General features: G+C 70.8%; 25 protein-coding genes. 4 read left to right on the top strand and 21 right to left on the bottom strand.

The genetic code is table 11. The annotated features are described in order from the left end of the window. On the top strand, positions 1-1,423 hold a 1,423-nt coding region (locus tag E1161_RS25720; protein WP_132627320.1), incomplete at its 5' end, for a S9 family peptidase. Positions 1,424-1,699: 276 nt separating this feature from the next. Here E1161_RS25720 and E1161_RS28460 read toward each other — a convergent pair. The 4 genes from E1161_RS28460 to cmk all read right to left on the bottom strand — a co-directional run bounded on the left by E1161_RS28460 (position 1,700) and on the right by cmk (position 4,754). Continuing rightward, positions 1,700-1,834: a hypothetical protein gene (locus tag E1161_RS28460; protein ID WP_268951425.1), complete on the bottom strand. Its 135-nt coding sequence runs from the start codon at positions 1,832-1,834 to the stop codon at positions 1,700-1,702. Between the two features lie 111 nt (positions 1,835-1,945). Then, positions 1,946-3,376, bottom strand: a complete 1,431-nt coding sequence (gene der / locus E1161_RS25715) for a ribosome biogenesis GTPase Der (protein WP_132627319.1) — start codon at positions 3,374-3,376, stop codon at positions 1,946-1,948. Continuing rightward, the gene (locus E1161_RS25710) at positions 3,373-4,044 is read right to left on the bottom strand and encodes a lysophospholipid acyltransferase family protein (RefSeq protein WP_132627318.1); all 672 of its coding nucleotides are present in this window, start codon (positions 4,042-4,044) and stop codon (positions 3,373-3,375) included. The genes der and E1161_RS25710 overlap by 4 nt, the downstream gene beginning before the upstream one ends. Further along, positions 4,041-4,754, bottom strand: a complete 714-nt coding sequence (gene cmk, locus E1161_RS25705; protein ID WP_132627317.1) for a (d)CMP kinase — start codon at positions 4,752-4,754, stop codon at positions 4,041-4,043. Before cmk ends, E1161_RS25710 begins: the two co-directional genes overlap by 4 nt. Positions 4,755-4,936: 182 nt before the next feature. Between cmk and E1161_RS25700 the strand changes: the two genes are divergently transcribed. Further along, positions 4,937-5,419: a cation:proton antiporter regulatory subunit gene (locus tag E1161_RS25700; RefSeq protein WP_132627316.1), complete on the top strand. Its 483-nt coding sequence runs from the start codon at positions 4,937-4,939 to the stop codon at positions 5,417-5,419. An 83-nt stretch (positions 5,420-5,502) separates the two neighbouring features. Further along, the gene (locus E1161_RS25695) at positions 5,503-6,678 is read left to right on the top strand and encodes a cation:proton antiporter (protein ID WP_132627315.1); all 1,176 of its coding nucleotides are present in this window, start codon (positions 5,503-5,505) and stop codon (positions 6,676-6,678) included. A 68-nt stretch (positions 6,679-6,746) separates the two neighbouring features. Here E1161_RS25695 and E1161_RS25690 read toward each other — a convergent pair whose 3' ends face one another. From E1161_RS25690 to E1161_RS25615, 16 genes are all read right to left on the bottom strand, one after another. Then, positions 6,747-7,520, bottom strand: a complete 774-nt coding sequence (locus E1161_RS25690; protein WP_132627314.1) for a pseudouridine synthase — start codon at positions 7,518-7,520, stop codon at positions 6,747-6,749. After that, a complete protein-coding gene (gene scpB, locus E1161_RS27780) occupies positions 7,510-8,199 on the bottom strand; it encodes an SMC-Scp complex subunit ScpB (protein ID WP_235875303.1) in 690 nt (229 codons plus the stop codon). Before scpB ends, E1161_RS25690 begins: the two co-directional genes overlap by 11 nt. Further along, complete coding sequence (locus E1161_RS28230; protein ID WP_132627323.1) at positions 8,199-9,053, bottom strand: segregation and condensation protein A; 855 nt, start codon at positions 9,051-9,053, stop codon at positions 8,199-8,201. Before E1161_RS28230 ends, scpB begins: the two co-directional genes overlap by 1 nt. 47 nt (positions 9,054-9,100) lie before the next feature. Continuing rightward, positions 9,101-9,460 (bottom strand): hypothetical protein, encoded by a 360-nt coding sequence (locus E1161_RS25675; protein WP_132627313.1) that lies wholly within the window; start codon positions 9,458-9,460, stop codon positions 9,101-9,103. Beyond that, a complete protein-coding gene (locus tag E1161_RS25670; protein WP_132627312.1) occupies positions 9,457-10,398 on the bottom strand; it encodes a ParA family protein in 942 nt (313 codons plus the stop codon). The genes E1161_RS25675 and E1161_RS25670 overlap by 4 nt, the downstream gene beginning before the upstream one ends. A 174-nt stretch (positions 10,399-10,572) precedes the next feature. Beyond that, positions 10,573-11,511, bottom strand: a complete 939-nt coding sequence (xerD, locus tag E1161_RS25665) for a site-specific tyrosine recombinase XerD (protein WP_165939938.1) — start codon at positions 11,509-11,511, stop codon at positions 10,573-10,575. A gap of 5 nt (positions 11,512-11,516) precedes the next feature. Then, entirely contained in the window at positions 11,517-12,164 is a 648-nt protein-coding gene (locus E1161_RS25660; protein ID WP_408012128.1) for an NUDIX domain-containing protein, read from the bottom strand. 85 nt (positions 12,165-12,249) lie between these two features. Then, positions 12,250-13,965 carry a CTP synthase gene (locus E1161_RS25655; RefSeq protein ID WP_408012126.1) on the bottom strand — a complete coding sequence of 572 codons (1,716 nt, stop codon included), beginning with the start codon at positions 13,963-13,965 and terminating at the stop codon, positions 12,250-12,252. Positions 13,966-14,201: 236 nt separating this feature from the next. Beyond that, the gene (locus tag E1161_RS25650; RefSeq protein WP_132627308.1) at positions 14,202-15,146 is read right to left on the bottom strand and encodes a copper transporter; all 945 of its coding nucleotides are present in this window, start codon (positions 15,144-15,146) and stop codon (positions 14,202-14,204) included. Then, a complete protein-coding gene (gene steA / locus E1161_RS25645) occupies positions 15,143-16,327 on the bottom strand; it encodes a putative cytokinetic ring protein SteA (protein WP_132627307.1) in 1,185 nt (394 codons plus the stop codon). Before steA ends, E1161_RS25650 begins: the two co-directional genes overlap by 4 nt. Positions 16,328-16,617: 290 nt before the next feature. Further along, positions 16,618-18,414 carry a DNA repair protein RecN gene (recN, locus tag E1161_RS25640; RefSeq protein ID WP_207920403.1) on the bottom strand — a complete coding sequence of 599 codons (1,797 nt, stop codon included), beginning with the start codon at positions 18,412-18,414 and terminating at the stop codon, positions 16,618-16,620. Positions 18,415-18,515: 101 nt separating this feature from the next. Next, the gene (locus E1161_RS25635; RefSeq protein WP_132627306.1) at positions 18,516-19,403 is read right to left on the bottom strand and encodes an NAD kinase; all 888 of its coding nucleotides are present in this window, start codon (positions 19,401-19,403) and stop codon (positions 18,516-18,518) included. Then, positions 19,400-20,254, bottom strand: coding sequence for a TlyA family RNA methyltransferase (locus E1161_RS25630; protein WP_132627305.1), 855 nt, complete (start codon positions 20,252-20,254; stop codon positions 19,400-19,402). Before E1161_RS25630 ends, E1161_RS25635 begins: the two co-directional genes overlap by 4 nt. A 4-nt stretch (positions 20,255-20,258) precedes the next feature. After that, entirely contained in the window at positions 20,259-20,489 is a 231-nt protein-coding gene (locus tag E1161_RS25625) for a hypothetical protein (protein WP_132627304.1), read from the bottom strand. Positions 20,490-20,580: 91 nt separating this feature from the next. Further along, complete coding sequence (locus E1161_RS25620; RefSeq protein WP_132627303.1) at positions 20,581-21,579, bottom strand: HAD-IIA family hydrolase; 999 nt, start codon at positions 21,577-21,579, stop codon at positions 20,581-20,583. After that, on the bottom strand, positions 21,576-22,388 hold the full coding sequence (locus E1161_RS25615; RefSeq protein WP_235875302.1) for a tetratricopeptide repeat protein: 813 nt from the start codon (positions 22,386-22,388) through the stop codon (positions 21,576-21,578). The genes E1161_RS25620 and E1161_RS25615 overlap by 4 nt, the downstream gene beginning before the upstream one ends. On the opposite strand from E1161_RS25615, the gene E1161_RS27405 reads away from it, so the two are divergent. Next, on the top strand, positions 22,377-23,165 hold the full coding sequence (locus E1161_RS27405; protein ID WP_165939936.1) for a hypothetical protein: 789 nt from the start codon (positions 22,377-22,379) through the stop codon (positions 23,163-23,165). The two genes, E1161_RS25615 and E1161_RS27405, sit on opposite strands and share 12 nt — an antisense overlap. Here the strand turns inward: E1161_RS27405 and E1161_RS27400 are convergent. Then, entirely contained in the window at positions 23,162-23,593 is a 432-nt protein-coding gene (locus E1161_RS27400) for a hypothetical protein (protein ID WP_165939935.1), read from the bottom strand. The genes E1161_RS27405 and E1161_RS27400 overlap by 4 nt on opposite strands. Positions 23,594-24,163 lie beyond the last annotated feature (570 nt).

Below are 24,163 nucleotides of genomic sequence, written 5' to 3'. Positions count from 1 at the left end.
CCCCGACCGCGTCCCCGTCCCCACCCGCTACCCGGCTGCTGGCACCGCCAACGCCGAGGTCACGCTCGCCGCGATCGGGCTGGACGGCCAGCGCGTCGCCGTCGAGTGGGACCGGAGCACCTACCCGTACCTGGTCACGGCGCACTGGTCGCGGCACGGCAGCCCCCTCATCGCGGTGCAGACCCGAGACCAGCGGACCCAGCTGCTGCTCGCGGTCGACACCGAGGCGGGCACCACCACCGAGATCCACCGGGACACCGACCCGCAGTGGATCGACATCAAGCCGGGCTGGCCGTCGTGGACGCCGGGCGGTGAGCTCGTGCGCATCGATGCTGCCCAGGGTGCCTACCGCCTGGTCGTCGGCGACCGGCCGTGGACGGCGGCTCCGCTGCAGGTGCGCGGCATCGTCGACATCGGCACCGCGGACGTGCTGGTCTCCGGGTCCGAGGAAGATCCGGCCGAGGTGCACCTCTACCGCGTCACCGCCACCGGACACGAGCGCCTGACCAGTGGTTTCGGCGTGCACACCGGCACCCGCGGCGGCGACGTGCTGGTCGTGGCCACCAGCGATCTGGACCGGCCCCGGACCGGCGTGGTGGTGCGGCGCGGTGAGCAGACGATCGCCGAGATCGACAACAACGCCGAGGCCCACGGACTGGACCTCAACGTCCGGCTGCTGCGGCTCGGCGAGCGCGAGCTGCGCAGCGCCCTGCTGCTGCCCAGCGGGTACAGCGCGGCGGACGGGCCGCTGCCGGTGCTGCTGGACCCCTACGGCGGCCCGCACGCCCAGCGGGTCCTGGCCCGCCAGCAGGGCTACCTGACCTCCCAGTGGTTCGCCGACCAGGGCTTCGCGGTGCTGATCACCGACGGGCGCGGGATGGCCGGGCGCGGGCCTGACTGGGACCGGGCCATCGCCGGTGATCTGGCCGGTCCACCGCTGCAGGACCAGGTCGACGCGCTGCACGCCGCAGCTGCCGAACACCCCGAGCTCGACCTCGACCGGGTGGCAATCCGCGGCTGGTCGTTCGGCGGGTACCTCGCCGGACTGGCCGCGCTGCGCCGTCCGGACGTCTTCCACGCCGCGATCGTCGGAGCCGGAGTCGTGGACTGGCGGCTCTACGACACCCACTACACCGAGCGCTACCTGGGCGATCCGAACACCTCGCCCGAGGTCTACGAGGCCAACTCGCTGCTGCGCGACGCCGCGAAGCTGGAACGCCCGATGCTGATCGTGCACGGCACGGTGGACGACAACGTGGTCCTGGCCCACGGCCTGCGCCTTTCAGCGGCGCTGACCGCGGCCGCCCGGCCGCACTCGGTGCTCCCGCTCGCGGGCGTGAGCCACATGCCCACCGACGAGACGACCAGCGAGAACCTCCTGCTCATGCAGGTCGACTTCCTGCGCACGTCGTTGGCGCGCTAGAGATCCTGCGGGAGCAGCGCGGCGAGCCGGGAACCGCCGTGCGGATCCGCTCGGACAGGTTCTCCAGCCCCCACCGCCGGTGAGCTCGGTGATCGGTTCGCCGTCCGGGGCGTCGTTGGTGACCACGATGCGCAGCGCGTCAACCCGGTCGCTCAGGTCCTCCCGGCCCCCGCGCCGGGCGCGTGCTTCGAGGCGTTGGTCAGCGCACTTCCCGCACGACCAGGTAGGCCGCGCGCTCCACCGCTCCCGGCACCTCGTGGTGCTCCAGCTCGCCGGTCACTCGACGTCCGCACCGGATGCCCGCGCCTGGCCGACGAGGTCGTTGATCGTCTTGGCCTCTGCCTCGGCCGTGGCCGAGCTGAGTCCACGAGGATCGTGCGCCCCTCCGCCGCCGTCGTCGGTTGCCGCCACCTCTCGGCTCAGCTCGCCGCTCCCGGGGTCGCCAGCAGACCAACGGGAGCGGATGTCCTCAGCGCTCGCACCACAGGTTCCGCTACCCGCGCCCTGAGCAAGGCGGGTTGCTCACCCTCGTTTGCCCTTGGCCTTGCGTTCGCGCACCCGCACGGAGATCCGCACCGGGCTGCCGACGAAACCGAAGGTCTCGCGGAACTTGCGCTCCAAGAACCGCCGGTAACCGGCCTCCAGGAAGCCGGTGGTGAACAGCACGATCGTCGGCGGCCGGGTCTGCGCCTGGGTGGCGAAGAGGATCTTCGGCTGACGACCGCTGCGCGCCGGCGGCGGGTTGGCCGCGACCAGCTCGTTGAGCCAGCCGTTGAGGCGACCGGTGGAGACCCGGGTGTCCCAGGAGTCCAGCGCGGTGCGCAGCTGCGGCGCCAGCTTGGCCACCGAGCGGCCGGTCAGCGCCGAGACGTTGACCCGCTCCGCCCAGCGCACCCGCACCAGCTCGCGGTCGATCTCCTTCTCCAGCTGGTTGCGGCGGTCGTCGTCGACCTTGTCCCACTTGTTGTAGGCCAGCACCAGCGCGCGCCCCGCCTCGACCACCATCGTGATCACCCGCAGGTCCTGCTCGCTGATCGGCTCCGAACCGTCGACCAGCACGATCGCGACCTCGGCGGCCTCGATGGCAGCCTTGGTGCGCAGCGACGCGTAGTACTCGGTGCCGCTGGCGGTCTTGACCCGCTTGCGCAGGCCGGCGGTGTCGACGAAGCGCCACACCTGGCCGTCGAGCTCGACCAGCGAGTCGACCGGGTCCACGGTGGTGCCGGCGACGTCGTGCACCACCGAGCGGTCCTCGCCGGTGAGCTTGTTGAGCAGGCTGGACTTGCCGACGTTGGGCTTGCCGACCAGCGCGACCCGGCGGGGTCCGCCGGTGGCTCCGAAGACCTCGCGCGGGGTTTCCGGCAGCGCCTCCAGGACCCGGTCCAGCAGATCGCCCGAGCCTCGCCCGTGCAGGCCGCTGACCGGCATCGGCTCGCCCAGGCCCAGCGACCACAGCGAGTGCACGTCGGCCACACCGCGCTCGTCGTCGACCTTGTTGGCAACCACGATCACCGGCCGCTTCGAGCGGCGCAGCACGCGGGCCACGGCTTCCTCGGTGGCGGTGGCGCCGACCTTGGCGTCGACGACCAGCACGATCGCGTCGGCGGTGTGCATCGCCATCTCGGCCTGGGCCGCCACCGCGCTCTGCAGTCCCTTGGCGTCGGGCTCCCAACCGCCGGTGTCGACCACGGTGAAGCGGCGGCCGCTCCACAGCGCGTCGTAGGCGACGCGGTCCCGGGTCACGCCCGGGGTGTCCTGCACAACGGCCTCACGACGACCCAGCAGGCGGTTGACCAGGGTGGACTTGCCCACGTTGGGGCGTCCGACCACGGCCAGGACCGGCTGCGGCTTCGTCGGCACCTCGTCGCCCTGCGCGGCGGCCTCGTCGAATTCCGCCCATTCGGACTCGTCGGACCACGTGCCGTCCAGGTCCTCCAGCGACTCGTCGGTCACGCTCGTTTACCTCTCACATCGTCAATGGTCCGGTCGGCGACCTGCCGATCCAACTCGGCGATCAGCGCGACCAGTTCGTCGCGGACGGTTTCGGTGGCCGCCACCAGCCCGGCGCGGCCCTTGCCGCCCGCCGGGGAAATCGGCTCGCCGAACAACACGTCGATCCTGGGTAACAGCCTACGGCCCGAGCCTTCGGGACGTCGGGTGCCCCGGCAGGCCACCGGCAGGATCTGCGCACCCGAGGCACGTGCGAGCCACGCAGCTCCGTGCTGGGCGTTGTCGATCTCCCCGGAACCACGCGTGCCCTCGGGGAACACCCCGACCACGCCGCCGCCCTTGAGCACGCGGACCGCGGTCAGCAGCGGGGTTCGATCCGGTTCACCGCGCCGGACGCCGATCTGCCCGATGCGGGTCAGGAACCAGCCCAGCGCACCGCTGAACATCTCCTGCTTGATCAGGAACACCATCGGGCGCGGAACCATCCCCAGCAGCAGCGGACCGTCCAGCAGGGAGCTGTGGTTGGCCACCAGGACCACCGGACCGCTGCGCGGGATCCGCTCGCGGCCGCGCACCTTCACGCGGAACGGCAACCGCAGCGGCCAGCGCGAAATCCACCGGGCCACGCGGTGCAGGCCGGCAGAGGCACCGTCGGGGAGCTCCGCGCTCATGCCGCACCTCCCAGCAGCCCGCGCGACTCCACGAGCTTGGTGAGCTGTTCGAGCACCCCGGCGATGTCGAGGTCGGTGGTGTCGACCTCGACGGCGTCCTCGGCTTGGCGCAGCGGCGCCACCTCGCGGCCGGAGTCCAGCGCGTCGCGGCGCTGCACGTCGGCGTGGGTGCTGCGCAGGTCGCTCCCGCGGCCGTCGGAGGCGTCCTGCGCGGTCCGCCGCGCGGCGCGCGCGTCCGCGGACGCCGTCAAGTACACCTTCAGGCCCGCGTCCGGCACGACGACCGTGCCGATGTCGCGGCCTTCGACGACCATGCCGCCCGGATCGTCGATCGCACTGCCGATCAGGTCGCGCTGCATCGCCACCAGCAGCTCGCGGACCTCGGGCACCGCGGAGACCGCCGAGACAGCAGCCGTGACCTCGGGGCCGCGGATCTCCGGTTCCGCGTCGGCACCGTCGAGCCGCACGGCAGGCGCGAGCGGGTCGGTTCCCATGCCCAGCTCGGCTGCGCGGGCCACCTGGGTCACCGCTGCGGCGTCGGTGGGGTCGACCCCCGCGCGCAGCACCGCGAGCGTCACCGCCCGGTACATGGCACCGGTGTCGAGGTAGGTCGCGCCGAGAGCCGCCGCCAACTTCTTCGACACCGTGGACTTGCCGGTACCCGACGGTCCGTCGAGAGCCACTACTCCACGAAGCCTGGCCTGCGCCACGTCGCCGTTCCTCCCCGTTCACGGATTCCTTCCCGGCGGATCGCCGGAACCAACCAACCATTCTGCCTGGCCGCCACCTGTGAATCCCAATCGCGTCCGGTTCGGGATCGGAACCGGACCGACACCGGGACTCCCCCAGGCAAATCGAGGGAATACCCGTGAAGCCCTTTAGGGTTGCAGGAGTGGACGTAACTGTGACTCCGCTGCCGGGGCTCGGCACGCGCCAGGACTTCACCACTGGATCTGGTCACCGCGTCGGGGTGATCACCTATCGGGACGGGCGGTTCGAGCTGATCGTCTCCGACCACGAGGACCCCGACAAGGTCGCCGCCTCGGTCGAGCTGTCCAGCACCGAGACCAGCACGCTGGCCGGTCTGCTGGGGGCACCTCAGCTGGTGTCGAAGCTCGCCGAGCAACAGCGGGAGGTCGCCGGGGTGACCACCTGGCAGCTGCCGGTCCCCGCCGGTTCACCCTACGCCGGCCGCGAACTGGGCGACACCGAGATGCGCACCCGCACCTCGGTGTCGATCGTCGCGGTGGTTCGGGAGGGCGTCGTCCACCCGTCACCGCGGCCGGAGTTCGTCTTCGCCGCCGGTGACCTGGTGGTCGTGGTGGGCACGACCGAGGGCCTGCGCGCGGCCGGGGAGATCCTCACCCAGGGCTGAGCCCGGCAGAGCACGGCCAGCGGAGGTCGACGCCGACCGACCGTCACAACTCCATACGCAGGGAACACGCGAGAGGAAACACGGTGCACGACACGGCGATCTCCCTCATCGAGCTGGGAGCGGTGTTCTTCGGTCTCGGCATCCTCGGGAGACTCGCGTGGAAGATCGGCATATCACCGATCCCGCTGTACCTGCTCGGTGGAGTCGCGTTCGGCACCGGCGGGCTGATCCCGCTGCACGGCATCCAGCCGTTCACCCACATCGCCTCCGAGATCGGCGTGGTGCTCCTGCTGCTGTTGTTGGGTCTGGAGTACTCCGCGGGCGAACTGGTCACCGGACTGCGCCGCTCCTGGGTCGCCGGACTGATCGACATCGTGCTCAACGCCGCTCCCGGAGCGCTGGTGGCGCTGGTGCTGGGCTGGGGCCCGATCGGAGCGCTGGCGATGGCCGGTGTCACCTACATCTCCTCGTCGGGGATCGTGGCCAAGGTCCTCGGGGACCTGGGCAGGCTCGGTAACCGCGAGACCCCGGTGATCCTGTCGATCTTGGTCTTCGAGGACCTCGCGATGGCGGTCTACCTGCCGATCCTCACCGCGCTGCTGGCCGGGGTGAGCTTCGTCGGCGGTCTGACCGCGGTCGGCATCTCGTTGCTGGTGATCACCGTGGTGCTGGTGATCGCGCTGCGCTTCGGCAAGTACGTCTCGGCGATCGTGGACAGCCCCGACCCCGAGGTGTTCCTGCTGCGGCTGCTCGGTGCCGCGCTGCTGGTCGCCGGACTGGCCTCCGAGCTGCAGGTTTCGGCCGCGGTCGGCTCGTTCCTGCTCGGCATCGCGATCTCCGGGTCCACCGCGCAGAACGCGACCCGCATGCTGGAGCCGCTGCGCGACCTGTTCGCCGCGGTGTTCTTCGTCGTCTTCGGCCTCAACACCGATCCCGTTCAGATCCCACCGGTGCTGCCGATCGCGCTGGGGCTGGCCGCGCTGACCTGCGCCACGAAGGTCCTCACCGGCTGGATCGCGGCCCGCATGCATGGCGTGGCCCGGATGGGCCGGTTGCGCGCGGGCGCGGCCCTGGTGGCGCGCGGCGAGTTCTCCATCGTCATCGCGGGGCTGGCGGTGTCCTCCGGCGCCGTCGACGGCGAACTCGCGGCCCTGGCCACCGCCTACGTCCTGCTCATGGCCATCATCGGCCCGGTCGCGGCCCGCGTCGTCGAACCCCTCGCCCGCGCGGTTGTGATCCGCAAGCCCCAGACCGCGTGAGCGGTTCAACCCCAGCTGGAATGATCCGCGGCCGGTACTTCCCGGCCGCGAATCCTGCCAGCTGGAGCTCACATGTCGACGATCTTGTAGAGAGACGCGACCTCTCGGCCGTTGAGGGGGCGGATCGCTCCCTGGCGCTCGGTGGTGAGCTGCACATCACCGATGCGGGTGCGCACCAGTCGCTGCACCGGGTGCCCGACGTGCTTGAGCAGCCGGCGCACGATGCGCTTGCGGCCCTCGTGCAGCACGATCTCCACCAGCGCGCGGTTCTGGTTCTGGTCGACCAGCTTGAAGCGGTCCACCTCCACCGGGCCGTCCTCCAGCTCCACGCCCTCGCGCAGCCGCTGTCCGAGGTCCTTCGGGATCGGCCCCAGCACCTCGGCCATGTAGGTCTTGCGCACCTTGTACGACGGGTGCATCAGCCGGTTGGCGAGCTCGCCGTCGTTGGTGATCAGGAGCAGACCCTCGGTGTCCTGGTCCAGGCGTCCCACGTGGAACAGCTTGCCCTGGCGCTCCCGCAGGTAGTCACCGATGCACGGACGTCCCTTGTCATCGGACATGGTGCACAGGATCCCGGCGGGCTTGTTCAGCAGCAGGTGGGTCAGGTTGTTGTTGGTCATCACCCGGCTGCCGTCGACGTGGATCACCGCGGTCTCCGGGTCGACGCGGCGACCCAGCTCCATGACGACCTCGCCGTTGACCTCGATGCGGCCCTCGACGATCATCTCCTCGGCGGCCCGCCGAGACGCGACACCCGCCTGCGACAGCACCTTCTGCAGACGCACCCCCTCTTCGTTGGGGTCCTTCGCAGCACTGGACGGGGAACGGCGTTCAGACGTCATCGATCGAATCCACTTCGGGCAACAGGGGTGCGAGCGGCGGCAGGTCCTTGAGCGACGAGAGCCCCAGCCGTTCCAGGAACAGCTCGGTCGTGCAGTACAGGATGCCGCCCGTCTCCGGGTCGGTGCCGGCCTCGCTGATCAGGCCGCGCCCCACCAGGGTACGGATGACGCCGTCCACGTTCACACCCCGTACCGCCGCGACGCGGGAGCGCGTCACCGGCTGCCGGTAGGCGATCACCGCGAGGGTCTCCAGCGCAGCGCGGGTCAGCTTGGTCCGCTGCCCGTCGAGCAGGTAGCGCTCGACGTAAGGCGCGTACTTCTCGCGCGAGTAGAAGCGCCAGCCGTCGCCGACGTAGCGCAGGTCGATGCCGCGCTCGCTCTCCGCGTAGCCCTCGGACAGCCTCCGCAGCGCGGACCGGACCCGGGCGACCGGCTGCTCCAGCGTCTCCGCGAGCAGCTCGTCCCCGGCTGGCACATCCACCACCAGCAGCAACGCCTCCAGTGCGGCGTCCAGCTCGGAGTCGGCGGCGAGGTCGGGAGCCCCGGGAGTCTCCACCGCCTCATCGGCCGCAGCCTCCGGTCCGGGTTCGGCGGGAGCTTCGCCGCCCACCTCGTCGCCCTCCGGAGGCGTCTCCTCGTCCGGCAGCGCGTCGACTTCGGGTTCCGCTTCGGCCGCCATCAGCCGTACTCCTCTTCTTGCCGGTTGGCTCGCTGCGCTTCGGCCTCGGCCTGCGCCTGGGCGATGCTGCCGCCGACCCAGGTCACCTGCAGCTCGCCGAGCGGGCTGTCCTGCTCGAACTGGAGCACCTTCTCCCGGTACAGCTCCAGCAGCGCCAGGAACCTTGCCACCACCTCGACGGTGTGCCCGCAGTCCGACACCAGGTCGGTGAAGGTCAACGTGCCCTTCTCCGCCAGCCGCACCCGAAGCAGAGCGGCGTGCTCGCGCACCGACACCCCGTGCTGGTGGATGTGGTCCAGGGACACCGTCGGCGGCGGTTTCGGACGGAACACCGACGCGGCGATCTCGGCGAACCGCTGCGGATCGACGCCGATCACCACCTCCGGCAGCAGGTTCTCGTAGCGCTCCTCCACCGACACCGAGCGCGGGTAGCGGCGCAGCGCACCGGCTTCCAGTTCGGCGAACAGCGCGGCGACCTGCTTGTAGGCGCGGTATTGCAACAAGCGCGCGAACAGCAGGTCGCGGGCCTCCAGCAGCGCGAGGTCGGCCTCGTCCTCGACGTCGGCGGCGGGCAGCAGCCGGGCGGCCTTGAGGTCCAGCAGCGTCGCGGCGACCACCAGGAACTCGGTGGTCTCGTCCAGGTCCCAGTGCTCACCGAGCGTGCGGGTGTAGGCGATGAACTCGTCGGTGACCTTGTGCAGCGCCACCTCGGTGACGTCGAGCTCGTGCGCGGAGATCAGTTGGAGCAGCAAGTCGAAGGGGCCCTCGAAGTTCTCCAGCCGAACTGTGAACTTCCCGTCACCGGGCTGCGCTTCGGTTCCCGCTAAGGAGGAATCCTGTCGTGCTGCATCGATCCCGGCGTCGGACGGTGCGAGTTCGGCGCCGGGTTGTGGGGCGTCGGTCACTCGCCGGACTCCCGCAGGTGCCGCACCAGCACCGAGTCCGCACCGTGCTCGGTGAAGTCGGCCAGCAGCACCGCGATCGCCTCGCGCACGACCCGGCCGCGGTCCACCGCGATGCCGTGGTCCGCCCGCAACGCGAGCCGAGCCTGCTCCAAACCCAGCAACTCCTCGTCGGACACGTACACGGTGATCTTCGAATCGTGCTTGCGCCGACCGGTACCCGCCGACCGTGCCCGCCCCTGCTCCTTGACCGGGGCGGCCGGCTTCGGGTCCTCCTGCGGCGCGGAACCCTGATCCGTCCGAGGAACAGTAGTACGGAACAGTTCGGCGGCTCCTGGCAGGGCGACCCGACGCGTCATCGAGCGATCACCTCGCGGGCCAGCGCCCGGTACGCCTGGGCACCGGCGGAACGCGGCGCCCACCTGGTGATCGGCTCACCGGCGACCGTGGTCTCCGGGAACCGCACCGTCCGGTTGATCACCGAGTCGTAGACGACGTCGCCGAACGCTTCCACCACGCGCTGCATGACCTCGCGGGAGTGCAGCGTGCGCGGGTCGAACATCGTCGCCAGGATTCCGCTGATCTCCAGCTTCGGGTTCAGCCGCTCGCGCACCTTCTCGATGGTGTCGATCAGCAGCGCCACCCCGCGCAGGCTGAAGAACTCGCACTCCAGCGGGATGATCACGCCGTCGGCTGCGGCCAGCGCGTTCACCGTGAGCAAGCCGAGCGAGGGCTGGCAGTCCACCAGGATGTAGTCGTAGTCCTCGATCGACTGCCGCAGCACGCGGTGCAGCGTCTGCTCGCGGCCGACCTCGGTGACCAGCTGCACCTCGGCGGCGGAGAGGTCGATGTTGCTGGGCAGCAGGTCCATGCCCTCGACGGTGGTGCGGCGCACGACGTCCTCGACGGCGACCCCGCGCTCCATGATGACGTTGTAGATCGTCTGCTCGAGCTGGTGCGGCTGGACGCCGAGGCCGACCGAAAGCGCGCCCTGGGGGTCGAAATCCACCAGCAGCACCCGGCGCCCGTGTTCAGCGAGCGCGGCACCGAGGTTGATCGTCGAGGTGGTCTTGCCGACGCCGCCCTTCTGGTTGCACATGGCCAGCACCGACGCGGGACCGTGCTCGTCCAGCAGGGGTGGTTCGGGGATGTGCCGGAGCGGCCGACCGGTGGGACCGAGACCGCGGGCGTCCTGGTTCTGATCGGCGTTGGCCGCAGGGTCCGTGGTCTCGGTGGCGATGCTCAGGTCGACCGCGCCCCGAGGCCGCCGGGCGGCGGAAGGATGCGGCAACGACATGGCGATCTGACTCCTTCGGTACCGGTGGCGATCGATCGCAGCCTAAGTCGCTCAAACGACCTGCGGCAACGTGCCTCGCCGTCGTGTCGGTAATTGGGTCGGTGGAAGTTCGTGATGTGCGTGTGATGAAGATCTACCGCCTTGGTTGATCACGCGCATGCGCAAGCGGTGATCTCACCCCGAAAGGTGTGCGCGCGGATGCGCCGTGGCGTAGACCTCCCGAAGCGTGTTGACCGTGACCAGCGTGTACACCTGCGTCGTCGTCACCGAAGCGTGCCCGAGCAGCTCCTGCACCACGCGCACATCCGCCCCTCCTTCGACCAGGTGCGTGGCGAAGGAATGGCGCAGCACGTGCGGCGAAACGGTCTCCGCGATTCCCGCCCTTTGCGCAGCTGCTTTCAACGCGTTCCACGCGCTCTGACGGGAAAGTCCGGTGCCGCGCGAATTCAGGAACACCGCCGAACTGCCGCGCCCGCGCGCCACCAGCACCGGCCGCGCCCGAACCAGGTACGCCTCCAGCATCGCCAGCGCGGGACGCCCGATCGGCACGAGCCGCTGCCTGCCGCCCTTCCCGTCCAGCAGAACGGTCCGGTCGGTGCGGTCGATGTCGTCGACGTCGAGCCCGACCGCCTCGGAGATGCGGGCTCCGGTCGAGTACAGCAGTTCGAGCAGCGCCCGGTCCCGCAGCCCGCGCGGATCGTCTCCGCCGGCGTGCTCCAGCAGCCGTCCCACGTCGTCGACCGACAGCGCCTTCGGCAGCCGCTTCGGCGGGCTCGGCGGGGCGACCTCGCGCGCCACGTCGACGGCGATCCTGCCTTCGGCGTGGGCGAACCGGTGCAGGCCGCGCGCGGCCACCAGCGCCCGCGCCGCCGACGACGACGCCAGCGGAGGTCGGCCTTCGACGCCTTCGCGCAGCTGCGCCAGGAACTCCGCCAGGTGCTCGGTGCGCACCGCGTCGAGCCCGGAAACGCCTCGTGCCACCAGGAATTCCGCGTACCGGCGCAGGTCGCGGGCATAGGAGTCCAGCGTGCTGCGCGCAGTTCCGCGCTCGACCGCGAGGTGGTCGAGGTATTCGCCGACGGCGGTGCGCAATCCCGACGGCAGCGACTCGATGCCCTTCACCGGGCCGCGAATCGCAGCGGCCGGTCGATCCACTCGGCGTCGGCCGGGCGGGTCTGCGCGACACCGTCGCGGGCCGCCTGGGCGGCCAGCAGCCCGGCCACCGCCGGACCGTTCACGATCTCCCCCGCGAGCGCCATCCGCACCGCTTCCGCCAGCGGGAACCGCTCGATGACAAGGTCCGCCTCCTCGTCGCCGACTGCGTCGGGACGGGTCACCTCCGACAGGCCGGTGGCGAGGAACACGCGCACCACCTCGTCGGTGAAGCCAGGTGAGCTGGCCACGTCGACCAGCACCGACCAGTCCTCGGCGGCCAATCCCGCCTCCTCGGCGAGCTCGCGCTGCGCGGTGCGCACCGGCGGTTCACCGGCGACGTCCAGCAGACCGGCGGGAAGTTCCCACAGCCTGCGGCCGATCGGATAGCGGTACTGGCGGACCAGGACGACCCGGTCGTGCTCGTCGATCGCGGCGATGGCCACGGCGCCGTAGTGCTCGACGACCTCCCTGCGGGCATGACCTCCGCCGGGCATGCCCACTTCGTCCGCCCGCAGCGCCAGGATCCGCCCGACGTAGACGTCTTCGCTGGCCAGCGTGGTGAACTCGTGCTCTCCGTTGGTGCGCGCGACACCGCTACCCGTGGTCTCCACGACCACCACCCTAGAGCCGATCGCCCACCGATGAAGCGGCCCGCACCACCGTCAACGGTCGTGCGGGCCGCTCACCTGCGATGGATCACGCTCCAGCGGGTTCGGACGCCGGCTCCGGAGCGGCCGTCTCCAACTCCACCGGAAGCCGCTCGGCCGCCTGGTAGTCGATGGCCGCCTTCACGAACGCCGCGAACAGCGGGTGCGGACGGGTCGGACGGCTCTTGAGCTCAGGATGCGCCTGGGTGCCCACGAAGAACGGGTGGATCTCGCGGTCCAGCTCGACGAACTCGACCAGCCGGTCGTCGGGCGAGGTGCCGGAGAAGACCACGCCGGCCTTGCGCAACCGGTCCCGGTAGGAGTTGTTGACCTCGTAGCGGTGCCGGTGCCGTTCGTGGACCTCGGCGGTGCCGTAGGCCTCGGCGACGATCGAGCCCTCGCCCAGCTTCGCCGGGTAGGAACCCAGCCGCATCGTGCCGCCCATGTCCCGGTCACCCGAGATCACGTCGTGCTGGTCGGCCATGGTGCTGATCACCGGGTGCTGGCAGGGCTCCTCGAACTCGGTGGAATTCGCGCGCTCCAGACCGCCCAGCGACCGGGCCGTCTCGATCACCATGCACTGCAGGCCCAGGCACAGCCCGAGGACCGGGATGTTGTTGGTGCGCGCGTAGCGGATGGCACCGAGCTTGCCCTCGATGCCGCGCACGCCGAACCCGCCCGGGATCAGCACGCCGTCCACGCGGGACAGGGCCTGCGCCGCGCCCGAGTCGGTCTCGCAGGTGTCCGAACCGACCCAGGAGATCTCCACCTTGGCGTGGTGGGCGAACCCGCCCGCGCGCAGTGCTTCGGTCACGGACAGGTACGCGTCAGGCAGGTCGATGTACTTGCCGACCAGCGCGATGCGCACCCGCTCGGACGGGTTGTGCACCCGGTCCAGCAGGTCGCCCCACACCGACCAGTCGACGTCGCGGAAGGGCAGCCCGAGCCTGCGCACCATGTAGGCGTCCAGGCCCTCGCTGTGCAGCACCTTCGGGATGTCGTAGATCGACGGCGCGTCCGGGCAGGCCACCACGCCGTCGGTGTCGACGTCGCACATCAGCGCGATCTTGCGCTTGAGGTCGGAGGGCAGCTCGCGGTCGGCGCGGCAGACCAGCGCGTCGGGCTGGATGCCGATGTTGCGCAGCGCCGCCACCGAGTGCTGGGTGGGCTTGGTCTTGAGCTCGCCCGACGGCGCCAGGTACGGCACCAGCGAGACGTGCAGGAAGAAGCAGTTGTCCCGGCCCACGTCGTGGCGGACCTGGCGGCAGGCCTCCAGGAACGGCAGCGACTCGATGTCGCCGACGGTGCCACCGACCTCGGTGATCACCACGTCAGGCGTGACGCCGTTCTCGTCGGGCTCGGCCATGGCCCGGATGCGGGCCTTGATCTGGTCGGTGATGTGGGGGATGACCTGCACCGTGTCACCCAGGTACTCGCCGCGGCGCTCCTTGGCGATGACCGCGGAGTACACCTGGCCGGTGGTGACGTTGGCGTTGCGGGTCAGGTCGCGGTCCAAGAACCGCTCGTAGTGACCGATGTCCAGGTCGGTCTCGGCGCCGTCCTCGGTGACGAACACCTCACCGTGCTGGAAGGGGTTCATCGTCCCCGGATCGACGTTCAAGTAAGGGTCGAGCTTCTGCATGGTCACCCGCAGGCCGCGGGAGGTGAGCAGTTCGCCCAGGCTGGACGCCGTGAGCCCCTTCCCCAACGACGAGGCAACGCCCCCCGTTACGAAAACATGCTTGATAGTGCGTGCTTGCGGCACCAAGAAAAGCTCCCCGTGGTCAAGCCGTCGCCTGGCTGGATTTCTGCGCTGGCAGGACGGCTGGATCCGTCGCTCCCACGGAATTCCAGCCTAACGCACGACCGTCGGGGCCCGCACCGAGACCCGCCCCACCTGGAAATGGCGAACCGGCCGGGTCAACCGCCATCCGGCGGCCTACCGGCCGGTCAACCGTGACGTCTCGGTGAACCGCGCACGACCAGGGGCGAACCCGCGGGTCACGAAGCGCCGCGGGTGCCCGGCACGGGTCCTTGCGCGCTGCTGGCCACACCGTAGTGCCCGGCCTGCCGGTCCGCCTGCTCCCGGGTGGCCATGACGACCGCCACGCGACCGGCACCGGTCTCCGCGTTGTCCACCGTGGAGAGGCTCGACGCCATCGCCGGATCGACGCGCGCCACGCCGACCGCACCGCGCCCGTCGGCAGACCCCGTCGTTCCCGCCAAGACCGCGCCCAGCCCGGATCGGTCGATCTGGGTGGCGAAGCGCGCCAGCGCCGTCGCCCGGTCCGCCGCGTTGTCACCCTCCACGCGACCGCCCGTGAGCACCACCGCCAGCTGCGCGGGACGCAGTCCCTCCGACGCGGTCGCGTAGCCGCCACCGGCCAGGCCGGACAGCGCCGCCGCGCGGGCGTCATCGGCGGCCTGCGGCTGCCCGGTCTGCGGGTTGACCAGCGTCAACGGGCCGATCAGGCCGCCAGCGAGGGTGCCCGGGTCCGCCGCCGTGGGCAGCTGGACCCCGGCGGGAAGCAGCTGGGTGACGACCTCGCGCAGCTGATCGGTGCGGTCCGGGTCGGTGAGCGCTTCGCCGAGGCGAACCTCACCGGTGACGTCGGCGCCGGAGTCGCGCAACAGCTTGGTCATCGCGGCGCGGTGGCCGTCGTCGGTGTCGGCGGAGCTGATCACCACCACGCTGCGGCCGGAGAGCTGACCCCGCACGGCCATCGGCGCGATGGTCGTGTCGAACCGGTCGGCGGCGTCGGCCTGGGCCTTGAGCTGGGCGCGCTCGGCACCGAGCTCGTCGACCTGAGCGCGCAGGTCTTGCTTCTCCCCGCTCACGGCCGCCAGCAGGCCTTCGCTGACCGAGCTCGTGCCCAGCACCACGCCCACTGCCAGCGCGAGGAAGATCGCGGCGATCGAGATGATGTGGTAGCGCAGCGTGATCACGAGAACAGCCCCTTGATGTAGGCCGACACGGCACCGGCGGTGTCGGCCACCTGGCTCATGGCGGCGGCGCCGAGTCCGGACACCAGCAGCGCCACGGCGACCACCAGCAGCACCGCCGACACCATCAGCACCACCGCCGACATCGGCGTGCGGTTGCGCTGCAGCGCGGCGACGGCCGGGCCGTCGATGACCTTGCTGCCCAGCCGCAGCCGGGTCAGGAACGTCGACGGGTTCGAACCTGAGCGGCCGCGGTCGAGGAATTCGCTGAGCGTGGCCTGGAACCCGACGGTCACCACCAGGCTCGCGTGGTGCGCGTCGGCCAGCAGCAGCGCCAGGTCCTCCGGGTTGCCGGAGGCGGGGAAGGTCATCGCGCCCACGCCGAGGTCCTGGATGCGCTCCAGGCCGGGCGCGTGCCCGTCCAGGTGCGCGGGGATGACCAGTTGGGCACCGCTGCGCAGCGTGTCGGTGCTGACGGTGTCCGGGGCGCCGACGATGACGTTCGGCTTGTGACCGGCGCGTTGCAGGGAGTCGGCGCCGCCCTCGACGCCGATCAGCACCGGCTTGTACTCGCGGATGTAGCGCTTGAGGGCGCGCAGGTCGTCGGCGTGGCCGTACCCGGGCGCGACCACCAGCACCTGCCGGCCCTCCATGGAACCGGACAGCTTGGGAACGCCGATGCCGTCGAGGATCAGCGTGCGCTCGGTGCGCAGGAACTCGATGGTGTTCGCGGAGAACGCTTCCAGCTGCGTGGCCATCCCGGCCTTGGCCTCGATGAGCTGGTCGGCGATCGAGTTGGCGTCCTGCTCGACGCCGCGTCCCAGCTCGCGTTCGCCGGCGAAGACGCCGCCTTCGAACAGGCGGATCTTCGCGCCGTCCTTGACCTGGTTGAGGATGTCGCTGCCGACGCCGTCGACGAGCGCGATCCCGGCGGCGAGCAGCACCTCGGGGCCGAGGTTCGGGTAGCGCCCGGAGATCGACGGAGCGGCGTTGACCACACCGATCACCCCGGCCGCCACCAGTGCTTCGGCGATGCGGCGGTCCAGGTCGGCGTGGTCGATCACCGCGATGTCACCGGCGCGGACCCGGCGCGGCAGATCACCGGAGCGACGTTCCACCCTGGCGACCCCGGCGAGACCGGGCAGGTCTTCCTGCTGTCGAGTCAGCAGTCCGCTGATTTTCATACGCCGATGGTGACAAACCAATCACCGACCGTGGCCGCGCCACGCCGACAGCGCTGCACCACATGGCGCATCGCCCAACAGCCCTTCCAGCCCACCGCCGCCGGGCGAGCGATGCAGTCGCCTCCTCCTCGCCCCATGCGAGCAACTCGCACCGCCGCGAATCTCAGACGTCGTCTGGCGAGGGGGCCCTAGCGCCGCGCCCCCGTTCGCACTCAAGTCCCCGGCTCCCGGAGCAGGAGGGGCGTCAGGTGCCGCCGCCCGCACCGCTGAGCAGCAGGACCACAGCAGCCCTAGGACGTCTTCTTGCTGCTCTTGTTCTTCCGGCCGAACTTCTCTTGCGTGAGCTTGTAGGTGTTCGCGGTTTCGAGCAGCTCTTCGGCGTGCGCGCGACCGGTTTCGGTCGACTCCATGCCCGCGAGCATGCGCGCGAGCTCCACCACTCGGCGCTCGTCGGCGACCAGGCGCACGTCGCTCTTGGTGAGACCGCCGTCGACCTGGCCCTTGTCGACCACGAGGTGCCGGTCAGCGAACGCCGCGACCTGCGGGAGGTGGGTGACCACGACGACCTGGTGGGTGCGCGCGAGCCGGGCCAGCCGACGCCCGATCTCCACCGCCGCACGACCGCCCACACCGGCGTCGACCTCGTCAAAGACGAGCGTGGGCACGGTGTCCGCGTCGGCGAGCACGACCTCCAGCGCCAGCATGACGCGGGAGAGCTCACCGCCCGAAGCGCCCTTGTGGATCGGCAGCGCGGGCGCACCGGAATGCGCGATGAGCTGGAGCTCGACCTCGTCGACGCCTTCCGGCCCGGCGTGCAGCCTGCGGTCGTCAACCGGGATCCCGTTCGGGTCGCCGTCCTCGGCTTCCTTGGCGTGCACCAGGACCTGCAGCTTGGCCTGCGCCATCGCCAGTCCGGACAGCTCCTCCGAGACCGCGTCGGCCAAGCGCACGGCCGCTTCGGCGCGGGCCGCGCTGAGCGCCTTGGCGTGTTCGGCGAGTTCCACCGCGAGCTCGTCGCGGCGGGCTGCCAGCGCGGCCAGCGCCTCCTCCGAGGTGTCCATCCCGGACAGCCGGGAACGGGCGTCCTCCGCCCAGGCCAGCACTCCGTCGACGTCGGCCGCGTACTTCTTGGTGAGCTGCTTGAGCTCGGCCTGACGGGCCAGCACCTGCTCCAGGCGGGCCGGGTCGGCGTCGAGCTTGTCCAGGTAGGCGCCCAGTTCGCCGCCCACGTCGGAGAGCACCGCGACGGCCTCGGCCACGCGCGGTTCGAGTTCCCGCAGCGCCGGGTCCTCCGAGGAGGACAACCGGCGGGCGGCCTCCCCGATCAGCCCGATCGCGCCCGGGGCCTCCGGGTCGGCGTCAGCGGAACCGGACAGCGCGTGCTGGGCGCCTGCGGCGATCTCCCGCAGCTGGTCCACGTCGGCGAGCCGCCGTGCCTCGTCGACCAGCGAGACGTCCTCGCCCGCTTCGGGGTTGACTGCTTCGATCTCGGCGAGCCCGTGGCGCAGCAGATCGGCTTCGCGGGACAGCTCGCGGGAGCGTTCGGTGCGCTCGGTGAGTTCGCCCACCACCTCGGCCCACTCGGTGCGAACCCGCTGGTAGTCGGCCAGCACGTGCAGCACCGGTTCACCGGCGAAGCGGTCGAGCACCGCGCGCTGCTCGCCGGGGCGCAGCAGCCGCAGCTGGTCGTTCTGCCCGTGCACCGCGAGCACCTGCTCGGAGAGCTCCGAGAGCACGCCGTTGGGCACCGAACGGCCGCCCAGATGAGCCCGCGAACGCCCATCGGAGGTCACCGTGCGCAGCGCGATCAGGCTTCCGTCGTCGTCGGGTTCGGCACCGGCATCGCCGGCGACCTTCGCCGCCGGTGAGTCCGGGGTGGTCGCGAAACGGCCCTCCACGACGGCACGCTGCGCACCGGACCGGACCCGCGAGGCGTCGGCCCTGCCGCCGCTGAGCAGGTGGAGTCCCGTGACCACCATCGTCTTGCCCGCGCCCGTTTCACCCGTGACCACGGTCAGGCCGGCGTGCAGTGCGAGCGTGGCGTCGTCGATGACGCCCAGTCCCTGGATCCGCATCTCCGCCAACACACTCAGCACCCTATCGGCAGCGAACCCCGGAGAACGGCCCACTGCGGTGATCGCCACCGAAATCGTTAGACACTGTGTTCGATCTGCTCGGCTGGCGGTCGCTACTTGGCAGGTCCGCGCCATCCCTGGACGGGCAGCTCGAACTTCCGAACCAGCCGATCGGTGAACGACGTGTCGTGCAGGCGCACCAGGCGGATCGGCGTCGAACCGCTGACGACCTCCACGCGCGCCCCGGGCGGCAGGTCGATCTGCCGCTGACCGTCGCAGCACAGCACCGCGTGATGACCGTGCTGGTCGATCTCCATCGCCACCAGGGAATTCCGCGACACCACCAGCGGGCCCGCGAACAGCGCGTGCGCGTTGCTCGGCACGACCAGCAGCGCCTGGACGTCCGGCCACACCACCGGACCGCCCGCGGAGAACGCGTAGGCCGTGGACCCGGTCGGGGTCGAGCACAGCACGCCGTCGCAGCCGAACGCCGACACCGGGTGGCCGTCGACCTCGACGACCACGTCCAGGATCCGTTCCCGGCTGCTCTTCTCCACGCTGGCCTCGTTGAGCGCCCAGGTGGCGGCGACCTGGTCACCGTTGAGCGTCGCGGTGACTTCCAGAGTCATCCGCTCCTCGACGTGGTAGCGGGATTCGACGACGGCGGCGATCGCCTCGTCGAGGGCGTCGGAATCGGCACCGGCCAGGAACCCGACCCTGCCCAGGTTCACCCCGAACAGCGGCACCCCGGCGGGTCTGGCGAGTTCGGCGGCGCGCAGCAGCGTGCCGTCACCTCCGAGCACGAGCACGAGCTCGGTGCCGACGGCGGGGTTCTCGTCCGGGCTCGCGACCTCGCAAGCGGAATCCCGGAGCTCGTCGGCTTCGCCGGCGAGCGCCCGGACCTCGATCCCCGCGTCGAGCAGACGACCGGCGACCTTCTCCGCTGTGCGCAGGTTCTGCTCCCTGCCGGTGTGCACCACCAGCAGCACCCGTCGGGTCAACTCCCACTCCCTTGCCGGGATGAATTCCTGGTCGAAGTCTGCGGTCCGCGCTCGACCGCGTCCGCCACCATGCTGCTGGCGCGATCGTGGTCCGCTTCGGCGCCCGGCCGCAGCCAGACGAAGAACTCGACGTTGCCGGACGGGCCCGGAAGCGGGCTGGCGACCACGTCGCACAGTCCCAATCCGTGCTCGGCGGCGAAGTCGACCACTTCCAGCACCGCTCCGGCGCGCAGCTGCGGATCCCTCACCACGCCACCCGAGCCTAGCCTCTGTTTGCCCACTTCGAACTGCGGTTTGACCATCAGGGCGAGATCAGCGGTCTCGGTGGCGCAGGCGACCAGCGCCGGCAGCACGAGCTTCAGCGAGATGAACGACAGATCCGCGACCACCAGGTCCACCTGGCCACCGATGTCCTCCGGCGTCAGCGACCGCACGTTGGTGCGGTCGTGGATGTGCACCCGCTCGTCGGTCTGCAACTTCCACACCAGCTGGCCGTAGCCGACGTCGACCGCGACGACCTCGCGGGCCTCGCGCCGCAGCAGCACGTCGGTGAACCCACCGGTGGAAGCACCCGCGTCCAGGCAACGCTTGCCCGCCACCGACAGGCCGCCGGGCTCGAACGCCTCCAGAGCACCGACCAGCTTGTGGGCGCCGCGCGAAGCCCAGCCCGGGTCGTCGACGTCGTCGGTGACCAGCACGGGTGCGTCGATTTCCACGGCGGTGGCCGCCTTGCGCGCGATCATGCCGCGCACGCTCACCCGACCTGCCGCGACGAGTTCTCCAGCGTGTTCCCGGGATCGGGCCAGCCCGCGCCGAACCAGTTCGGCGTCCAGGCGCGCCTTGCGAGGCACTTCGTCAACTCCGAGGGGTGTTCTGCGACTGCAGGTGGTCGGCCTTCGACAACGCCTCGGTCAACGAGCTGTGCACGTTCTCGAAGCACTGCACGTGCTCGGCGACGGGCTGGTCGCGCACCTCGTCGAGCTCGGTCATCGCCGCGGAGATCGCGTCGATCGCCGACTGCCCGTCGTCGGCTTGACGCGCCAGCATCGCCGGGTTGGGCGCCTGCTGCTGCCACGGAGAGGTCATGGGCGGGTACTCCCCTCGATCACCGGTGGGCGCGAACGTTGCGCGGCACCACCTTCACGCTAGCCGACCGATCCACGACGTTCCCGTCAGGTCAGTCGATGTCCAGCGCCCGCAGCGCTGCGCGCGCCGCGTCGTCGCTGCCCTCCACCTGCACCGGGCCGGAGCCCGCCGACCACCACGCCGCGCACAGCGCGCGCAGCGCACCGAGTTCGTCGCCCTCGCCTCGCGAGGACAGTTCGAGCCGGTCGCCGACCGCCACCGACCACGCCGGTTGCGCGGCGATGGCCACCTCTGACTTGGGCGAGAACAGGCCGCGCAGGTCGGCCGCGACGCTGCCGGGCCGTTCACCGGGAGCGGCTTCCAGCAGGTGGCGAGGCGTGTTGACGCCGGTGAGCACCATCAGCGACGGCATGCCGGCCTTCACCGCACCGGCGATGTCGGTGTCCAGCCGGTCACCGACCATCAGCGGCCGGTCGGCTCCGGCCGACGACACCGCGCGGTCGAGCAGCGGACGCTCCGGTTTGCCCGCGACCAGTGGATCCTGGTCGGTTGCCGCGCGCAGCAGCTCGACCAAGGCGCCGTTGCCGGGCATCAGCCCGCGTTCGGTGGGCAGCGTGCGGTCGGCGTTGCACGCCACCCACAGCGCGCCGTCGCGGATCGCGAGGCACGCTTCGGCGAAGTCGCGGTAACCCAGGTCCGTGGACAGGCCCTGCACCACCGCGACCGGCTCGTCGGCGAACTCGGTGACCGGCACCAGGCCGAGCCGGTCGACTTCCGACTCCAGCGCCGCGGAACCGACGACCAGCACCCGGGATCCGGCGGGCAGCTTCTCGGCGAGGACCGCCGCACCCGCCTGAGCGCTGGTGCTCACCTCGCTGCGCTCAGCATCCAGCCCGAGCCCGGTCAGGTGATCGACGACCGCCTGATCGGGCTTGGAGGCGTTGTTGGTGACGTAGCGGACCGGCACGCCGCGGCCGTGCACCTGCTGGATCGCTTCCAACGCGCCGGGAACCAGTTCCCCGCCCCTGTACACCGTGCCGTCCAGGTCGAACAGCACGACGTCGTGATCGTCGAGCAGCATGCCGCTCACTGCGTCCGCGATCCTCCTTCGGCGGCGGGCTCGGCCCGACCACCGTCCTCGTCTGCCTTCACGTCGTCCGCGTCCGCCTCGTCGAGGTCATCATCGTCCTCGTCGAGGTCGTCCCCGTCGACGTCGTCCCCGTCGAGGTCGTCATCGTCGACGTCGTCCTCATCGAGGTCGTCATCGTCGTCGATCTCCGCTGCGGCCTCGGCCTCGTTGACCAGCTCCTCGACGACCTCCGGTCCACCGAGCTGCACCGCGAGCTCCTCGAGGCGCTCGGGAGCGTCGGTCTCCTCCTCATCGTCGGCGTGCGCCGCGTGGACGAACCAGGTGAAGGCCTCCCGCTCACGACCGGCCGCCAGCAGGTTGTCCGCGTAGGCGTAGAACAGCCGGGCGCTCCACGGCTCCTGGATCTTCGGATCCAGCTCCGGGATCTGCAGGCTGACCACGGACGCCTCGATCTCGTCGAGGTCGCGCCGCGCCCCGGCCGCGACGATCCGCAGCTCGATCTCGTCCTCCTTGTCGAGCTGCAGCGCCTCTTCGCTGCGCACCAGCTCGATCGCCCGCTCCGGACGTCCCATCGCCCGCTCGCAATCGGCCATGATGGCCAGGTGGCCCGGGCCGCCGCCCATCCGCCGCGCAGCGCGCAGCTCGGACAGCGCCTCGTTCCACTCGCCCGTCAGGTAGGCGGTGAGACCGTTGGCCTCGCGCACCGACGGGGTCCGGGAGGCCTTCTGCCGCGCGAAGCGAGCGTGCGCCAGGGCGCGCTCGGGGTCCTCGTCGATCAGCTGACCGGCTGCGACCAGGTGCTGGGCCACCTTGTCGGCAGCCCCCTTCGGCAGCGACAGCAGCTCACGGCGGACCTCCGGGTCCAGCTCCGACGGATCGACCCCGCTCTCGGGGAGCTCCGGCTCGACCGGCTTCGGCGCATCGTCGTCCTTGCGCTCCGGCCGGCGGTCTCCGTCGCGCTTGAAGCCGCCGTCGTCCTTGCGGAACCCGTTCTTCTTCTTGAAGTCGTCGCGCGGGCCACCGCGGTCGTCCCGGCGAGGGCGGTCATCGCGCTTGAAGCCACCGCGGTCGTCGCGGTCGTCGCGACGCGGACGGTCATCCCGATTCCGGTCGTCACGGCGGGGACGGTCGTCACGCTTGAAGTTCCCGCGGTTGTCACGGTCGTCGCGACGCGGACGGTCATCCCGATTCCGGTCGTCACGGCGGGGACGGTCATCGCGCTTGAAGCCACCGCGGTCGTCGCGGTCGTCCCGACGCGGACGGTCGTCACGCTTGAAGTTCCCGCGGTTGTCACGGTCGTCCCGACGCGGACGGTCGTCACGCTTGAAGTTCCCGCGGTTGTCACGGTCGTCCCGACGCGGACGGTCGTCACGCTTGAAGTTCCCGCGGTTGTCACGGTCGTCCCGACGCGGACGGTCATCGCGCTTGAAACCGCCCCGGTCGTCGCGGTTGCGGTCGTTGCGGTAACCACCACGATCCCCGCCCCGGTTGTCCCGGCCACGGTCATCACGACGGAAATCGCCACCCCGGTTGTCCCGACGATCATCACGCCGGTCGTCACGGCGGGGACGGTCGTCGCGGTTTAAGTTCCCGCGCGTGTCACGGTCGTCCCGGCGAGGGCGGTCGTCACGCTTGAAGCCACCGCGGTCGTCCCGACGCGGACGGTCATCGCGTTTGAAGCCACCGCGGTCGTCGCGGTTGCGGTCGTTGCGGTAACCACCACGATCCCCGCCCCGGTTGTCCCGGCCACGGTCATCACGACGGAAATCGCCACCCCGGTTGTCCCGACGATCATCACGCCGGTCGTCACGGCGGAAGTCATCACGACGCGGGCGATCGTCACGGCGGGCGCCGCCGCGGTCATCCCGATTGCGGTCGTCGCGCGGGCCCCTGCGGTCGTTGTCGCTGAACCGGTCGCGGTCGTTGCGGAAGCCACCGCGATCATCGCGCGGACCCCGGTCGTCCCGGTAACCACCGCGATCGTTGCGGTCGTTGCGGAAACCACCCCGGTCATCCCGGTTGCGGTCGTTGCGGTAGCCGCCGCGCTCGCCGCCCCGGTTGTCCCGGTCGTTGAAGCGACGCTGACCACCGCCGCTGTCGCGCCGCGGGCCCCCGTACGAGCCGCGGCCCTGCGAATTACCGCCTGGCTTGCGGTCGTCACCGCCGCGGCCACCCTGGCCGCTGCGGCCGGCACCGGCCCCGCGGCGGGGACCGCCGCGCTTGTCGTCGGAACCGGACACCGAACCTCCTGGAGAAGAAAAGCCAAAAAATCTTACCAAGGTATTAGCCCTGGCTTAGCGCGCCCGTCATCGCGGGGTCTTGATCGACCACCTGCGCCCGTGCTGTCATCCAAGCCCCGAGCGGGACTGAACAGCCACGACCGAACCGCCTTCTACAAATCGTACAGCGCGTCAACCCGCTCCGACCGGCCGGGACCACGGCCGAAGAACCCCACGACGAAAGAGCGGGGCTGGTTGATCCTGCTCGGATCAACCAGCCCCGCTCTTGAGGATTGTGTCGGCGGTGTCTTACTCTCCCACACCCTAGCGAGTGCAGTACCATCAGCGCTGGGGAGCTTAGCTAC

Source organism: Saccharopolyspora aridisoli, assembly GCF_004348445.1.
Classification (GTDB): domain Bacteria; phylum Actinomycetota; class Actinomycetes; order Mycobacteriales; family Pseudonocardiaceae; genus Saccharopolyspora; species Saccharopolyspora aridisoli.
The sequence above is the reverse complement of the archived record's forward strand: the minus strand, read 5'-3'. Positions and strand labels throughout refer to the sequence as shown.

Bases quoted from the DNA above. Each gene is read 5' to 3' on its own strand.
- E1161_RS25710 (WP_132627318.1), bottom strand. From the start codon at position 4,044: ATGAGCGCGGAGCTCCCCGACGGTGCCTCTGCCGGCCTGCACCGCGTG.
- E1161_RS25690 (WP_132627314.1), bottom strand. From the start codon at position 7,520: ATGACGTCTGAACGCCGTTCCCCGTCCAGTGCTGCGAAGGACCCCAAC.
- scpB (WP_235875303.1), bottom strand. From the start codon at position 8,199: ATGGCGGCCGAAGCGGAACCCGAAGTCGACGCGCTGCCGGACGAGGAG.
- E1161_RS25675 (WP_132627313.1), bottom strand. From the start codon at position 9,460: ATGACGCGTCGGGTCGCCCTGCCAGGAGCCGCCGAACTGTTCCGTACT.
- E1161_RS25670 (WP_132627312.1), bottom strand. From the start codon at position 10,398: ATGTCGTTGCCGCATCCTTCCGCCGCCCGGCGGCCTCGGGGCGCGGTC.
- steA (WP_132627307.1), bottom strand. From the start codon at position 16,327: ATGAAAATCAGCGGACTGCTGACTCGACAGCAGGAAGACCTGCCCGGT.
- E1161_RS25625 (WP_132627304.1), bottom strand. From the start codon at position 20,489: ATGACCTCTCCGTGGCAGCAGCAGGCGCCCAACCCGGCGATGCTGGCG.
- E1161_RS27400 (WP_165939935.1), bottom strand. From the start codon at position 23,593: ATGACCGGGGTGGTTTCCGCAACGACCGCAACGATCGCGGTGGTTACC.